General features: G+C 39.8%; 15 protein-coding genes. 6 read left to right on the forward strand and 9 right to left on the reverse strand.

The features are described 5' to 3' along the window. Positions 1–201: 201 nt before the first annotated feature. Entirely contained in the window at positions 202–1,350 is a 1,149-nt protein-coding gene (locus tag OGM63_RS06485; RefSeq protein WP_263744681.1) for an extracellular solute-binding protein, read from the forward strand. A gap of 11 nt (positions 1,351–1,361) precedes the next feature. On the opposite strand, the gene OGM63_RS06490 is transcribed toward OGM63_RS06485, so the two are convergent. Beyond that, positions 1,362–1,883, reverse strand: a complete 522-nt coding sequence (locus OGM63_RS06490) for a hypothetical protein (RefSeq protein WP_263744682.1) — start codon at positions 1,881–1,883, stop codon at positions 1,362–1,364. 587 nt (positions 1,884–2,470) lie between these two features. Continuing rightward, positions 2,471–4,312, reverse strand: a complete 1,842-nt coding sequence (locus tag OGM63_RS06495; protein ID WP_263744683.1) for an alpha/beta hydrolase — start codon at positions 4,310–4,312, stop codon at positions 2,471–2,473. Positions 4,313–4,637: 325 nt separating this feature from the next. Between OGM63_RS06495 and OGM63_RS06500 the strand changes: the two genes are divergently transcribed. Beyond that, positions 4,638–6,278, forward strand: coding sequence for a sensor histidine kinase (locus OGM63_RS06500; RefSeq protein ID WP_263744684.1), 1,641 nt, complete (start codon positions 4,638–4,640; stop codon positions 6,276–6,278). A gap of 211 nt (positions 6,279–6,489) precedes the next feature. Here the strand turns inward: OGM63_RS06500 and OGM63_RS06505 are convergent, their stop codons facing one another. Both OGM63_RS06505 and OGM63_RS06510 read right to left on the reverse strand, forming a co-directional pair. Further along, positions 6,490–7,422, reverse strand: coding sequence for a tetratricopeptide repeat protein (locus OGM63_RS06505; RefSeq protein WP_263744685.1), 933 nt, complete (start codon positions 7,420–7,422; stop codon positions 6,490–6,492). A 108-nt stretch (positions 7,423–7,530) separates the two neighbouring features. Further along, on the reverse strand, positions 7,531–7,698 hold the full coding sequence (locus tag OGM63_RS06510) for a hypothetical protein (protein ID WP_263744686.1): 168 nt from the start codon (positions 7,696–7,698) through the stop codon (positions 7,531–7,533). Between the two features lie 124 nt (positions 7,699–7,822). On the opposite strand from OGM63_RS06510, the gene OGM63_RS06515 reads away from it, so the two are divergent. The 3 genes from OGM63_RS06515 (at position 7,823) to OGM63_RS06525 (ending at position 11,403) form a co-directional block, all read left to right on the forward strand. Then, positions 7,823–8,791, forward strand: coding sequence for a protochlorophyllide reductase (locus OGM63_RS06515; RefSeq protein ID WP_263744688.1), 969 nt, complete (start codon positions 7,823–7,825; stop codon positions 8,789–8,791). Positions 8,792–8,970: 179 nt separating this feature from the next. Then, positions 8,971–10,569, forward strand: a complete 1,599-nt coding sequence (locus OGM63_RS06520; RefSeq protein WP_263744689.1) for a metallophosphoesterase family protein — start codon at positions 8,971–8,973, stop codon at positions 10,567–10,569. 78 nt (positions 10,570–10,647) lie between these two features. Then, positions 10,648–11,403 carry a class I SAM-dependent methyltransferase gene (locus tag OGM63_RS06525; protein WP_263744690.1) on the forward strand — a complete coding sequence of 252 codons (756 nt, stop codon included), beginning with the start codon at positions 10,648–10,650 and terminating at the stop codon, positions 11,401–11,403. Positions 11,404–11,447: 44 nt separating this feature from the next. On the opposite strand, the gene OGM63_RS06530 is transcribed toward OGM63_RS06525, so the two are convergent. Beyond that, complete coding sequence (locus OGM63_RS06530; RefSeq protein WP_263744691.1) at positions 11,448–11,621, reverse strand: hypothetical protein; 174 nt, start codon at positions 11,619–11,621, stop codon at positions 11,448–11,450. 445 nt (positions 11,622–12,066) lie between these two features. Next, complete coding sequence (locus tag OGM63_RS06535; protein WP_263744692.1) at positions 12,067–12,348, reverse strand: hypothetical protein; 282 nt, start codon at positions 12,346–12,348, stop codon at positions 12,067–12,069. Between the two features lie 224 nt (positions 12,349–12,572). Here OGM63_RS06535 and OGM63_RS06540 point away from each other — a divergent pair, with 224 nt between their 5' ends. Continuing rightward, positions 12,573–12,974 (forward strand): CO2 hydration-associated protein CupS, encoded by a 402-nt coding sequence (locus tag OGM63_RS06540; protein WP_263744693.1) that lies wholly within the window; start codon positions 12,573–12,575, stop codon positions 12,972–12,974. Positions 12,975–13,187: 213 nt separating this feature from the next. On the opposite strand, the gene OGM63_RS06545 is transcribed toward OGM63_RS06540, so the two are convergent. From OGM63_RS06545 to OGM63_RS06555, 3 genes are read right to left on the reverse strand one after another with little or no spacing between them, the layout of a single operon-like run. Further along, the gene (locus tag OGM63_RS06545; protein ID WP_263744694.1) at positions 13,188–13,325 is read right to left on the reverse strand and encodes a hypothetical protein; all 138 of its coding nucleotides are present in this window, start codon (positions 13,323–13,325) and stop codon (positions 13,188–13,190) included. Positions 13,326–13,336: 11 nt separating this feature from the next. Next, positions 13,337–13,750 (reverse strand): hypothetical protein, encoded by a 414-nt coding sequence (locus OGM63_RS06550; RefSeq protein ID WP_263744695.1) that lies wholly within the window; start codon positions 13,748–13,750, stop codon positions 13,337–13,339. A gap of 45 nt (positions 13,751–13,795) precedes the next feature. Then, positions 13,796–14,077 (reverse strand): hypothetical protein, encoded by a 282-nt coding sequence (locus OGM63_RS06555; protein WP_263744696.1) that lies wholly within the window; start codon positions 14,075–14,077, stop codon positions 13,796–13,798. Positions 14,078–14,115 lie beyond the last annotated feature (38 nt).

Here is a 14,115-nt window from a genome sequence, read left to right on the forward strand (position 1 = left end):
GGGGGGGAGAGGGACAAATGGGATACGCGGGGGGGTGCTGGAACAAGGGGGAAGAAATATGTATTCTTTCTTACCATGAGTCCCTTTTCCCTTTTCCCCTTTCCCCCTCTTCCGGTAAGTCTAATATAGATATAATTCCAAATCACGCTACTTCGATGCCAGTCGCACGTAAGTGGCTCCAAAATCTCAAATTTAAAATTGATGGATAGACGGTCTTTTATACTGGGTACAGGGGCACTGGCATCGCAACTGCTTGTTGGGTGTGCTGATAATAATCAGCTCAAATTAAACGTGCAGCTATTGAAAGGCTCTATCCCCGGACAGGTGGTGAACCAATTTAGCAAGAGTTTACAGCAAAAAGCACAATTAAAGTTTGCCCCAGTAGGACAATTGCAGGATTTATTTGATCAATTGCAAACTTCCCAGGGGAAAACCAAAGGTACTGATGGTAAGGGATGGCTTCCCTCGTTACATTTACCACAATTCCAAAAAACCGCTGTAGCCGATTTGGTAACGTTGGCAGATAATACACTAAAAGAGGCAATTAAGCAGAAACTGATTCAACCATTGGAAGAGTCGCAGTTAAAGCAGTGGTCTAGTTTGCCGAAACGGTGGCAAGAATTGGTGAGACGTAATGACCAAGGTAATTTGGATGCTCAAGGAAAAATTTGGGCTGCACCTTACCGCTGGGGTAGTACGGTGATTGTTTATCGCCGTGATAAATTTAAAGAATTGGGTTGGACACCGAAAGATTGGGCTGATTTGTGGCAAAGTGAATGCAAAGGTCGCATTTCTCTGCTCGATCAACCACGAGAAGTTATTGGTATAGTTTTGAAGAAGTTAGGAAAATCCTACAACACAGAAAATCTTGACAAAGTGCCTTCCTTGGAAAAGGAATTACGAACCTTAAACCAACAGGTGAAGTTTTACGCTTCTGATAAGTATCTCGAACCCTTAATTATTGGTGATACTTGGTTAGCAGTTGCTTGGTCAAGCGACGTGGTGCGGATGCTGCCACGTTATCCAGAACTTGCGGCAATTGTCCCCCAGTCAGGAACGGCAATGTGGTCAGATTTGTGGGTACGTCCAGTTGGGGGAAAAAGTGCTTTATCATCCTCGTTTATTGATTTTTGTTGGACTCCCAACATTGCCAAGCAAATTTCTTTGCTAACTAAAACTAATTCACCAATTTCTATCGACATTGCGATGTCAGACATCCAGGAACCATTACACAATCTTTTAGTGAGTAATTCTCAATTTTTCGATAAAAATGAATATTTATTGCCTTTATCCGAATCAACGCAAAAGCAGTACCAAGATTTGTTTACCAGAATCAAAAATGAAGCATGAGTGACTCTTTTCTATAAAGAGCGTCCTAACCCAAGCTTATTCTGAGTATCAATATCTATCCGACATAAAGTTGGATTTGTATTAAAGTTACAAGTATAACTTGCTAAACGTTCTTGTTGATAGTTGAAAACCCGGATATTGTAATTGTAATTCCTGGCAAAGCTACCTACACGATTCACAAAGTTGTATCGTTCTAAATAGTCTAAAATACTCCAAAATTGCTGGTTGACAACAACATCAACTCGTGCTGGTTGTGTACCTTCTGCTGGATATGCTATCCAGTTATCTAACAACTTGTTTTCAGAGTTTTCTTTTGCCCACCATAAACTAGGAACAGTCAATTGCCCTTGGTTAATGGTGTTAGCTGTAATTACACCTTTTGGATTGCTCAATAAATCTAGTTCTAAAGGAGCATCAGAAGCGGGTGGTATAGATGCTTCAGTTTGTGCTGTTGATGGTTGAATTGATAAAAGGTAAATCGTGGTGAGGGTAATGCCATATAGTAGTGTCAGTAATGACTTTTGACCAGCCATTTTATGTTTCCGCATAAATTATACCGTGTTCGATTTGGGATTAATCTTCAAAGGAGTATGGGTAATAGGTTTTCGTCAATTCTTCAAAACCCATTACCGAAGGGAGGGGAAAAGGGGAAAGGAAAAAAGGGGAAATGTTGAATTAGATACGCAGAAATTTTTATATGATTATTTTCCCCAATAAGGGTTTAAAACCCCCTATGCCTAAGTGGTTTTATTTGGGGGGAGGTCACAATTCCCGAATCCAAATTCTTTCCCCTTTACCATGAACCCATGAACCATGAACCCCTAATGAGTGAACCATTACATTTTTTAGATTATCGTTAATTTGTTAATCTAAAGTCTGAAATTTGGAATTGTCTACTTACTAAGGACAGAGCTTTTAATACCAATGTTTCTAATTTTAACTGTATAAGTAACGCCTTTCGGCAATCAAAACAATTTTTCTGTCTTCTAGCAGATAATGAAAGCAGCTCCCGTGCGATCGCTCTGCATCTTTGATCAGTTCGTAGTCAGGTGAAATTGAGCGATTAATCGCTCACTACGAACTTATCTACGTTATCTGATTGATACCGATTGGTATTATTTCAGATTCTTGCTGTTTTTTCTAAGTTCTTGCTATTTTCTTTTATTTTTAATTTATTGGAAGTCGCAAACTGTGGATAAAGCTTACTCAATAGCTGTGCGATCTCTTCAGAACTAGAAGAATTAATTAAACTCAGGTTTAAAGGTGCTTTACTAATAAACCTCGCATAAGACTCACTTAAATAAGGACGATAATTAGGTTTGTTGACAAGATGAGTTTCAAAAAAAGCCACACTGAGAGCTTTAACATAAGAGTAAGCTGCTGTGCGATCCGGACCAAGTAATCCATTTGGTACAGGTATCACTGTTTGACTGGGAGGTGGATCTATTTCTACTGTGAAATGAGTGCCATTTTCAATTAATGCTAAATATTTATCTGGATTTGGCAGCCTGGTAAAAGGAAAAATCTGTTCTGGTACGGGTGGGGTAAAAATATCTTGACTACTAGCTAATAGCATTGTCGGAATTTGAATTTGACTTACTCCTTTAGAACCAAAAATTGTGCTACTTAAGGGATTAAATGCCAAAATGGCTTTTACCCGATCGTCTTTAATTGGATAAATACCTGGTTGTAATTCCAACGCTCCACACTGTAAGAAAACGGATAAATTTAACGAACGGTTAGGAATACAATCTTTCCGGACTTGCTGAAAATTTATTGTTGCACCTGCTAACGCTAAAGCGGTATATCCACCTAAAGAATGTCCGATTACTCCTACTTGTTTAAGATTAAATTTTCCCTTGAGATTAACATCAGAATCGTTAAGACGTTGAAGTTCATCTAATAAGTATTTTACATCTAATGGACGGTTAATTAAATCTGTTGCTTGTGGGGTACTTGCAAATCCTGATAAGAATTGTTGAAAATCCTTAGAGTTAGTTTCCGGATGTTCAATTACCGCAACTGCAAAGCCATAGGATACTAAATGTTTAGCTAAATAGGCAAATGTATTGCGGTCTTCTGCTAAACCGTGAGAAATTACAATTACAGGAAAAGGAGAAGGGAAGCTATCTGTTTTATTCTGCCGTGATTGAGGTAAATATAAATCTACGTCTAAGTTGCGTTCTGATATAGCTCCAGATTGATTTTTCCGCGAGCGATCGCGCAGATTTAAAGTGATTTTTTCGGAACTCAAACCACCTGCTAGTCGAATATCTGGCTGTTGTGAAAAATCAATTTGCGCTTGTGTTGTATTATCTGCTAATTGTTGTAGTGCCGCAACTACTGCATCTCTTTTTTTCAGTAAGTCTGATAATTGCCCAAATGTATTTATCGTTTCCGAAAAATTCAAACGAATACTGGGGCTAGGATATCGACGTAAGATATTAATTAATGTTAAACCTTCTGGGTCAGCAGCAGATAAAATAAGTGTAGAGCGTAAAGCGTAGAAACCATTTTGTCTAGTTTCCACTTGCACTAATTCTCCCAGACGTTGCAGTATTTTTTCACCGATGGGGGAATAGGTAAACTGCGAAACTAAGGTGGGGCTAATGTTAAATTTAGTTTGCAGAAATTCTCGTAGTTGTGCTAGTTGTTCTGGTTTAGCACGTTTAGTATAAAAGGCAAAGTCGGAAGTAATTTTACCTTGTTTGGCAAACAGTTCTAAATCATTGGTAGAGATAGAAAAGTCACCAAATGGGGGGTAATAAAAATCAATGCGATCGGCTCCGAATACAGGCGTTGTAATTGCTACACTGGATATAACTCCGAATAAAGAAGCGTTGACGTAGCCTCTCCAACGGAAAATCGCTTTTCCTAGCCAATGCTGCTTTTTGTGAAGTATCTGACTAAAATAATCTATATTGTGCTGTGTCATTGCCACTACTGCCAGAGTGTCTGCCACAGTATGATATAACTTTTTGTTTCGTACTAAACATTTTAACGCTGACTACAAACTTGATTACTGATGTGTACTTGTCACCCCTCAATTCATGCGATCGCCATGCTTGGCTTTTTAAGAAAGTAAGCTCGTGTTACAAATTTCCTTCAACAATCAGGGAACACTACAAGTAAGCATCTAAAACTGCTTGGATGAGCAGTGAGATTAGACGCGAATCAACTTGGTTTAACCCTGGAGGAATAGCTGTTATGAGTTTTATGGAAAACTTAAAGGACATAGCACAAAAGGCTAACGAGGCAGCGCGTGCTGCTATATCTAAAATAACACTATGAAAATGCGTCTACTTTCTAAGCTAAAATTTGTTCCATCTCAACTAATAGCTGTAACAGTAGCACTAACACTACTCTTGTTTATTCCTCAAAATTGGCTGAAGTGGCAAGCGTATTATAACTTCGATAGGATTACTCAACACGAATTTCAACTACAACGATTGAGTGATAAAATTACTTATTTGGATGAAGTCTTAACCATGTCGGCTCGCATGAATGCTGCAACAGGAAATTTTGCTTGGGAGCAACGCTATCGTCAATTTGAACCTCAACTTGATGTTGCCATCAAAGAATCTATTAAACTAGCTCCCAAAGCATATACAAATGAGAATGCAAAAAAAATTTATACGGCTAATCACAATTTGGTTTCAATGGAATACCAATCTTTTAACTTAGTTAGAAACAATCAAAAGGATGCAGCGCAGCTTCTATTATCCAGTCACGAATATGAGATTCAGAAACACATTTATGCTGATGGTATTGCTCAAAGAAACCATAATATTTCACTGGATTTGCAGCAGAAAGTTACTAAATACCGCCAAAGAATGTTTTGGGCATTTTTAATATCTATCATAAGTTTATTCATTCTGATTCCTGCATGGCTTTTAGTATTACATTTATTGCAAAAGTATCTGAGAGCTAAAAAAATATCTCAGGCTGCTTTAGAAGAAGCTAATTCTAACTTAGAAATACAAGTTGCGACAAGAACAGAAAAATTAAAACAAAAAAATATCCAATTACAACAAACACTACAAGAATTGCAAGCCACTCAAGTACAGCTAATTCAAAGTGAAAAGATGTCTTCGTTGGGTCAACTAGTTGCTGGTGTTGCTCATGAAATCAACAACCCAGTTAATTTCATTTATGGCAACTTAATGCACTTTAGAGAATATACTCAGCAATTACTAACTTTAGTCAACCTATATCAGCAACAAGGTTTTTATCACCCAAAAATAGCTAATTTTATTCATGAAATAGATCTCAACTTTGTTATAGAAGATGTACCAAAAATTTTAGCCTCAATGGAAGTTGGTGCTGAACGCATCCGTGAGATTGTGCTAACTTTACGGAACTTTTCACGTCTTGATGAAGCAGAAATGAAACCTATTGATATCCATGAGGGGATTAATAGTACATTATTAATTTTGCAGCATCATCTTAAAGGAGTGCATGACCAGCAAGAAATTATAATTATCAAAGATTATGGTAATTTGCCTTTTGTCGAATGTTATCCGGGAGGACTAAACCAGGTATTTATGAATATTCTTAGTAACGCTATTGATGCTTTACGACAAAAAGAAATAGAATACTTAAAAGGAGGAATTAAAAATTACAGTTATTCTATTACTATCCATACTAAAATTAAAGATAACAAATCTGTAATTTTTAGTATAAAAGATAGTGGACTAGGAATAACGGAAGAAGTAAAAAATAGAATATTTGACCCTTTTTTTACTACTAAACCAGTAGGCAAAGGTACTGGTTTAGGATTATCTATTAGTTACCAGATTATAGTAGATAAGCATAAAGGAAAAATTAAGTGTATCTCTGCACCTGGTAAAAATACAGAATTTGTAATTGAGATTCCTATTAAACAAAGCAATCTCCTTGAGCAACCTAAGCAGCCAGAATTATCTTGAAAACTAAACGTTGGTATTTGAGTGCGATTCGTACCTGAGGAAATAGTTGAAGATGAAAATGTCAAGGCAAAACATTGAAAAGTTTCATAACTAATTCACCATAATCGCTTTCTCAAATAACTAGCAACTTGGGTTAATTAGGAAAAACGAACCGCACTACTATCGCAGAGGACACAGAGTTTGGCAGAGTTGAAGAGAGATTCTGTGTAAGTCATAAATTATTTGGTTGTTGGATTAAAGCCTGAAAGCGTCCATCGTCACGGATTTTGTCAAAATCTGAGTGAGTTTGGATCGTGTGCAAATATTGTTCTGGACAGATAATAATTGCTTGTTGCAAGTTTTCAATTGCTGCTTCAATGTTGTTTTGCAAGGCGTAACAGCGCGCTTTATTATACCAGACTACATGATCGTTGGGTTGCAATTCAATGGCACGATTGTAACTAGCGATCGCATCTTCGTAATGCTGTAATTTTTCCCAAGTTATGCCCCGGTTTAACCAAGCTTTATAATAATCTGGTTCAATTGCTAAAGCGCGATCAAAGCTGACGATCGCTTTTTCATAACGTCCCCAGTTACTCAAACTTGCACCTCGGTTATGCCAAGCCATAAGGTTGTCGGGGTCGAATTCAAGAGCGCGATCGTAGCTGTTAACAGCTTCTTCATAGCGTCCTAGTTGTTTGAGGGCATTACCTTTGTTATTCCATGCCCAATAAGCATCTGGTTGGAAGTTTATAGTGCGATCGAAGCTAATAATTGCCTTTTCATAATGTCCCAAGTCGCATAAGGTAATACCGCGATTGTGCCAAATAGTAGCGGAATTGAAGTTAAATTCAAGAGCGCGATCAAAGCTGTTGAGAGCTTCATCGTGACGTTCTACTTTTCCTAGGGCAATAGCACGGTTGTGCCAAACCCAGCAAGCGTCTGGACGTAATAAGAGCGTTAAATCAAAACAAGCGATCGCATCCATGTGACGACCCAAGGAACCTAAGGCAAAACCTTTTTGCGATAAGGCTTCCGGATAATCTGACTGACATTTAAGCGCTTTGTCGAAATTAGCGATCGCCTCTTCAAACTTTTCTGCTTTGTTTTGGCGCAATCCTTGGTGAAAATATAATTCCGCTTCTAGTTTAAGGATTATTTTCATAGACCTGGCATCTTCCCTTGGTATGATATTTTTTCCAGATTCCCAAAAGGATAACATAAGCACAAAAAATATGTTTGTAAAAGCACTCAGCAATTTGTGAAAAACGCATCATTCACCCATTTCCAGATGTAGAGACGTTCCACCATTTCCAGATGTAGAGACGTTCCACCATTTCCAGATGTAGAGACGTTCCGGCATTTCCACATGTAGAGACGTTCCGGCATTTCCACATGTAGAGACGTTCCGGCATTTCCACATGTAGAGACGTTCCGGCATTTCCACATGTAGAGACGTTCCGGCATTTCCACATGTAGAGACGTTCCGGACCGAACGTCTCTACTAGTGTTACAAATGTGAGATCCTGAAAATAGTTAAGGACGGTCAAGGGAGTCTAAAGAGAATGCAACAACATGGGCAATCAACGGTTGTAATTACCGGTGCATCCTCAGGAGTCGGTTTGCAAGCTGCAAGAGCGCTTGCTCAAACAGGAAAATGGCATGTGATCATGGCATGTCGGGATATCCCGAAGACGGAAAAAGCTGCCCAAACCTTAGGAATGCCCCAAGACAGCTACACAATCATCCATCTCGACTTAGCTAGCTTAGAAAGTGTGCGACAGTTTGTGAAAAACTTCAGAGAAACCGGTAAGTCTCTGGATGCTTTGGTGTGCAATGCTGCTGTGTATATGCCTTTATTAAAAGAGCCGTTGTACAGCGAAGACGGATATGAGTTGAGCGTTGCCACAAATCATCTGGGACATTTTCTTTTGTGTAATTTGATGCTTGAGGATTTGAAAAAATCTTCATCCCAGCCAAGATTAATTATTTTGGGAACTGTAACGGCAAATCCGAAGGAGTTGGGAGGCAAAATTCCGATTCCAGCACCTCCAGATTTGGGAGAACTCCAAGGCTTTCAGGCAGGTTTTAAAGCCCCGATTTCCATGATTAACGGCAAGAAGTTTAAACCAGGTAAAGCTTACAAAGATAGCAAGCTTTGCAATGTTTTGACGATGCGGGAATTGCATCGACGTTATCACGAGTCAACTAATATTGTTTTCAGTTCTCTGTATCCGGGATGTGTAGCAACTACGGCTTTATTTCGCAACCACTATCCGCTCTTTCAGAAAATCTTTCCACTCTTCCAGAAAAATATTACTGGTGGATTTGTCTCTGAGGAATTGGCAGGCGATCGCGTTGCCGAAGTTGTCGCCAATCCCGAATACAATAAATCCGGGATGTATTGGAGTTGGGGAAATAGACAGAAAGAAGGTCGTAAATCTTTTGTGCAAGAGGTTTCTAACGAAGCTAACGATGATAACAAAGCTAAACAACTCTGGGATTTGAGCGCAAAGCTAGTTGGAATTGCCTGACGATCCAGTTGGTAATGGGTAATGGAGAAAATCATTACCTATTACCAACCTCATAATCCCTCAAAGCAAGCAGCTACTTAACAATAAGCACTTACAAGGTAAACTTATGGCAAAAGTTGCGAATATGCTGTTTGATGAATTGGTGACTGTGCGATCGCGTTACAAGGAGACTAACTAGAGTGAAATTAATATCCGAACCACCGATTCCAGTGAAAATCCAAAAGATGAAGGAACGAGTGCGATGGAATCATTCAAGTATTGTCTCACGCTCAATTGACCAAACCAGCATGGTTTTGGATGACGGTAGAGACGATTGCCCAGAATTTTCTTTTATGGTTATCGGTGATACTGGCACTAAGTCACATTATGGCGAACATCCCCAACGCAAAATTGCCGAATTAATGCTTCTTCACCGTGACTCTTGCCGTTTTGTCTTGCATACGGGGGATGTAATTTATGTGGTCGGTTCCCATGAGTATTATCCCTCAAAGTTTATTGAGCCTTACCGCGAGTTTTTGGAGGGTGGCAAGAACCCTAAAAAGATTGCTTACGATCGCATGGTCTTCAACTTACCAATATTACCTGTGCTGGGCAATCACGATTACTACGATGTACCGTTGATGTATCGCTGGCTGACAGGAGCAACCCAACCCCTACGTCGGATCTTCGGCTATCAAGATATAGAGATTGGCTGGCATGGTTCCTATCAAGGCAACGCTTATGCAAAAGCATTTCTTGATTATTTGAAGGCGATCGCTTCTCCGAAAGAGTTAGAACGTCACCTCGATACTCATTATACTGCCAAAACTGACACCGGACGCTGTTTGCGTTATCAACCCGGACACTTCACCCGCTTGCCCAATCGTTATTATACGTTTCGTTACGGCGGTATTGACTTTTTCGCTCTTGACTCGAATACTTTTAATGAACCATTACCGCTGCCGGCAACCAAAGAAGGGGAAATTAATCGGCGCGAATTAGAAAAACGTTGGCGGGAGATAGACCAAGAAGAATCAGAGATTTTGGCATTATGCGTAGACGCGGAGCGCCTTGTCGATAGACATCACCTCAACCCAGATATCCCCTCATACGCAGAAAAACTCGATGAACTCAGTGCAAAATTAGACCAAATCAACCAAATCAAAATTGACATTGAGAAACAACTTGCATCTAACAACCCGTCTGCTATCGACTTTGAACAACTCGAATGGTTGAAACAAAGATTAATTGAATCTTGGCATACTTCAGACGTGCGCGGACGTATAATTTACTTTCACCATCCGCCCTACGTTACTGAAAGCAATAAGTGGCATCAAGCACAAACATTAGCAGTGCGTCACCGCTTGCGTGCTTGTTTTGATGCAGTTGCCCTTCAAGTTGGTTCCCTAACTCAAGGACGTTCAATAGTCGATTTAATCTTAAACGGTCACGCCCACTGCTTAGAATATCTCCGCACCACTGATACTGGATATGCAGACTCGCACATCAACTGCATTATTAGTGGTGGTAGCGGTCATTATCCCCGTCGTCAACGCTCCCAGGGAACAGAATTGATGGAAACTGTTGAGGGAATTGACGGCAGTTCTACCCGGAAAATTGCGGATTCATTACTTTATGTTGGTCGCGAAGGGTACAAACCCCACAGGCGATCGCCTTACTCATTCGTGCGAATTGATGTACAATCCGGTTCCCCACCCAAGTTGATCATTAGACCGTTTGTGGCAGAGCGAATTGGAGAAAAGTGGTGCGATCGCGCTTTGGAACCCTTTGTGATTTAAATTTTTGTGTAGTAGCAACCGTCGTCGAGACGTGACGGCGGAACGTCTCTAAAATATGTGTGATGTACCGGACATGATATGAAATATCAACCGAAAAATAACCTTTTATATCTTGGTGTAATCATCCTACTAATACTGTGCTGCTGGCTACTTAACCCTACGCTGTCACCAATTGCACCTACAGCATCCGCAACATATCAACAAAAGGCTGTCCACAGCCCAGACGGTATCGGCAAGTTCTATCAAGGTCGAGAAATAGCAAAAGTTATGGGACACACCGGTGCTTCATGGCTAGAAAGACCCCAACGTGAAGCGGAAGAACAGCCTAGTAAGATAGTAAACGCCATCGACCTCAAACCTAACGATGTCGTTGCAGACATTGGCGCGGGTACAGGTTATTTAAGCTTTCGCATCGCACCTTTAATTCCCAAAGGAAAGGTGTTTGCTGTGGATATTCAACCAGAAATGTTAGATATTATTAAGTCTTTGAAAAAAGAGAAAAATATCCCCAACGTTGAACCGATTTTAGCAACCGTGAGTAACCCCAACTTACCGTCGGAAAGTGTAGATTTGGCGATAATGGTCGATGCTTACCACGAATTTGAGTATCCCTTAGAAGTTATGCAAGGAATTGTCAGCGCCCTTAAACCTGGTGGTAGAGTGGTTTTGGTTGAATACCGAGCCGAAAATCCTTTTGTCACGATCAAACCCTTGCACAAGATGAGTCAGAAACAATTAAAAAAAGAAATGCAAGCTGTTGGTTTGCTTTGGCGCCAAACCAAAAACTTGCTACCACAGCAGCATCTAATGGTGTTTGAAAAACCGCAGACATGAATCTGTACCTTTAGAATAACTGCCTTGTGTTTCTTGAAAGTTAATCATTGAACTCTCCTGGCTTTGAAAAACCAGGATTCTGAACTGATATTGCGGTGCGGCGGCTTATAGCCGCCGGGAGCAATGTTTATTCTGCCCTTCCGGGCTTTGACTGGTTCAAGCAGTCCTACTCGCCTCGACCAATTACTTGGCTGTGCGGCTACTTTGAAGTTACTCATAATGTTTTTTGTTATGGGTTTTTCACCAACATCATGGGTAAAATTAACATGCCTTTCGGAATCAGGCGGTTAGCTTTCATCCCCCGGATAAATCACGCTTGGGCGGTACTACGTACCTGTTCTTCGTATTTTCTCAGAGGAATGCTGATAGACATCTCCAGAAATGAACTATGCGTTGCCCAGAACCCTTGATGAGACGTGAAATTTCGCGTCACAATAATTGTTTTCTGGAGATGTCTAATAGACAACCTATTTGAAAATGAACTATGCGTTGCCCAAAACCCTTGATTAGAGGTGAAATTTCACGTCTCTACATTCATTTTCAAATAGGTTGTCTAATAAAGATAGGAGTGAAAATTAAATATGCATTATCCATAACCCTTGATTAGACTATCAAGTGCTACGTCTCTACATTCATTTTCACGTTTATGTCTAATAATAGGAATCAAGAAGCAACTTTATCTTGAATACTACTCAGACAAAAACTCAGATGGGAACGAATAGCCCGCTCATAAACTAAAGTTTGCTCTGTGCGTACCCCAACAGGTTGATATATCAAGTTCACTTCGGGAAATTCCTGCCAAGACAGCAAAAAAATGTCTTTGGCTGGAGTAGTAATTTGATAATTATTCTCTTGTCTTTTCTTTATGAGCCGGCAATTATTTAGCTTTAATTTTTGTCTAAATAATTCTTCAAATTCGGGAACTAAATTTGCATAATTTGTCATAGTCTATACACGCTCAAACGTTTTAGTGAGAGAATCCGCATCTGGTGATACTAACAATTATGACACTTGATCTACTGAAAATATAAAAATATTTTGGATGTATAAACTAGCCTCTGTATTTGTTAGCCAAATTAAATTGATTCGGCAAATCTGTAACAGTAAATACTGTTTTGCAAAAAGTAGTCTATAGTGGTTAGTAGATTACACAAAACTAGGTAAAAAATTTGGCTGACATTATTGATACCGCTGTAAGTGCAGGTTCTTTCAGTACCCTAGTTGCTGCAATCAAAGCTGCTAATTTGGTAGATACTCTTAAAGGCGCTGGTCCCTTCACCGTCTTTGCACCTACTGATGAAGCATTTGCAAAGCTTCCAGCAGGCACAGTAGACGCACTACTTAAGGACATTCCCAAACTCACGAAAATCCTGACTTATCATGTCGTTTCCGGCAAGGTTATGGCTGCTGACGTGGTTAAGCTAAAGTCAGCTACCACAGTTGAAGGAAGTAATGTGAAAATTGACGCTTCTAATGGCGTGAAAATAAATGATGCTACCGTTGCAACAGCTGATGTTGCTGCTGATAACGGTGTCATTCACGTCATTGATACTGTGTTAATTCCTGCGTAATTAAACGCTTAGATAGGTAATACTATCTCTGGGGCAACGACTAGAAATAGTCGGTGTCCCATTATTGTATAAATGTGTTTTATATCATGACAGGCTGATGGCGCATACTGTAGAGACTACCAAGTGCTACGTCTCTACTTATTATTATTATTATTATTATTATTGCGACTGACCAAAACGTTCTAATAATTCTTCACGAGATAATTGCAGTAGTCAGGGAGTAAATTCTTCGATTGGTAGCGATCGCAATGGTTCTATAATTTTTGATAATTGCTCATCCAACAAGGCAAAACGAATTTTCGGCAAATTTTCGACGACTTTTCTTTGTCCTTCTATTTGTCCCCGTCCCAATACGCTTGGTGTTAACGTATGTAGAGACGTTGCATGTGCAACGTCTCTACAAGGGTTTTGGGTTCACAAATATTCTTAACCGAACCGTATTGATTAGACAGGGACTTTGAGTCCTTGGCAAGCTGGGAGTTTAAGTCAGCTAAAAGACCATCAGCAACTATCACTAACCGTTTTTTCCCTAATTTACCTTTCACCGGAGCTAGGATAAGTTGACTGAGTTCGGTTGCTGCTCGATCAATTCTTCGAGTTTTGATGTCTGGACAGGGGGATTCTTTATTTGTTACCGAAGGTGGTTTGGAACTGTTCTGACTGATAAGGCAAAATAGATTGATGGCACTTTTATCTATCTCTGATTTTTTCGGAAGTTGGTAGGTGTCGAGAGAATTGGGAGAAACAACCCATAAAAAACTGCGATCGCTACCCAAGGAATACTGTAGATGCGAATACGGGTTTTGGCAATAATTCTATTTTTATGTAGAAAGAGGAATGATGCTGGCGCTTTTTGCTACACTATCCCAAACTATCCAATTACAAGAATCATTCACATCAGCCGGATTATTTGTCACTTTAAAATAAAGCTTTTGGCTGCCTTTGGGTTCAATAGCAAAATCGGCATTTTGAGCGTATACTACTTTGAAACCTCTATCTCGCAGGCAATACATTGCCCAATTTTTCAATGACTCCTTATATGGATTGTGGGGAATTGGTGGACTTGTGATTAATGCTTCTTCGATGACTTGAAATATTTGCATGTTTGTTAGTTGGAGCGTTGGAGCGTTGGAGCGGTGGA

The organism is Plectonema radiosum NIES-515 (assembly GCF_025753815.1).
GTDB classification, from domain to species: Bacteria; Cyanobacteriota; Cyanobacteriia; order Cyanobacteriales; family Nostocaceae; genus Hassallia; species Hassallia radiosum_A.

Excerpts from the sequence above, each read along its gene's own strand:
- OGM63_RS06510 (WP_263744686.1), bottom strand. The coding sequence starts at position 7,698 with ATGCCGGAACGTCTCTACATGTGGAAATGCCGGAACGTCTCTACATGT.
- OGM63_RS06485 (WP_263744681.1), top strand. The coding sequence starts at position 202 with ATGGATAGACGGTCTTTTATACTGGGTACAGGGGCACTGGCATCGCAA.
- OGM63_RS06515 (WP_263744688.1), top strand. The coding sequence starts at position 7,823 with ATGCAACAACATGGGCAATCAACGGTTGTAATTACCGGTGCATCCTCA.
- OGM63_RS06530 (WP_263744691.1), bottom strand. The coding sequence starts at position 11,621 with ATGAGTAACTTCAAAGTAGCCGCACAGCCAAGTAATTGGTCGAGGCGA.
- OGM63_RS06525 (WP_263744690.1), top strand. The coding sequence starts at position 10,648 with ATGAAATATCAACCGAAAAATAACCTTTTATATCTTGGTGTAATCATC.
- OGM63_RS06505 (WP_263744685.1), bottom strand. The coding sequence starts at position 7,422 with ATGAAAATAATCCTTAAACTAGAAGCGGAATTATATTTTCACCAAGGA.
- OGM63_RS06535 (WP_263744692.1), bottom strand. The coding sequence starts at position 12,348 with ATGACAAATTATGCAAATTTAGTTCCCGAATTTGAAGAATTATTTAGA.
- OGM63_RS06500 (WP_263744684.1), top strand. The coding sequence starts at position 4,638 with ATGAAAATGCGTCTACTTTCTAAGCTAAAATTTGTTCCATCTCAACTA.
- OGM63_RS06490 (WP_263744682.1), bottom strand. The coding sequence starts at position 1,883 with ATGGCTGGTCAAAAGTCATTACTGACACTACTATATGGCATTACCCTC.
- OGM63_RS06555 (WP_263744696.1), bottom strand. The coding sequence starts at position 14,077 with ATGCAAATATTTCAAGTCATCGAAGAAGCATTAATCACAAGTCCACCA.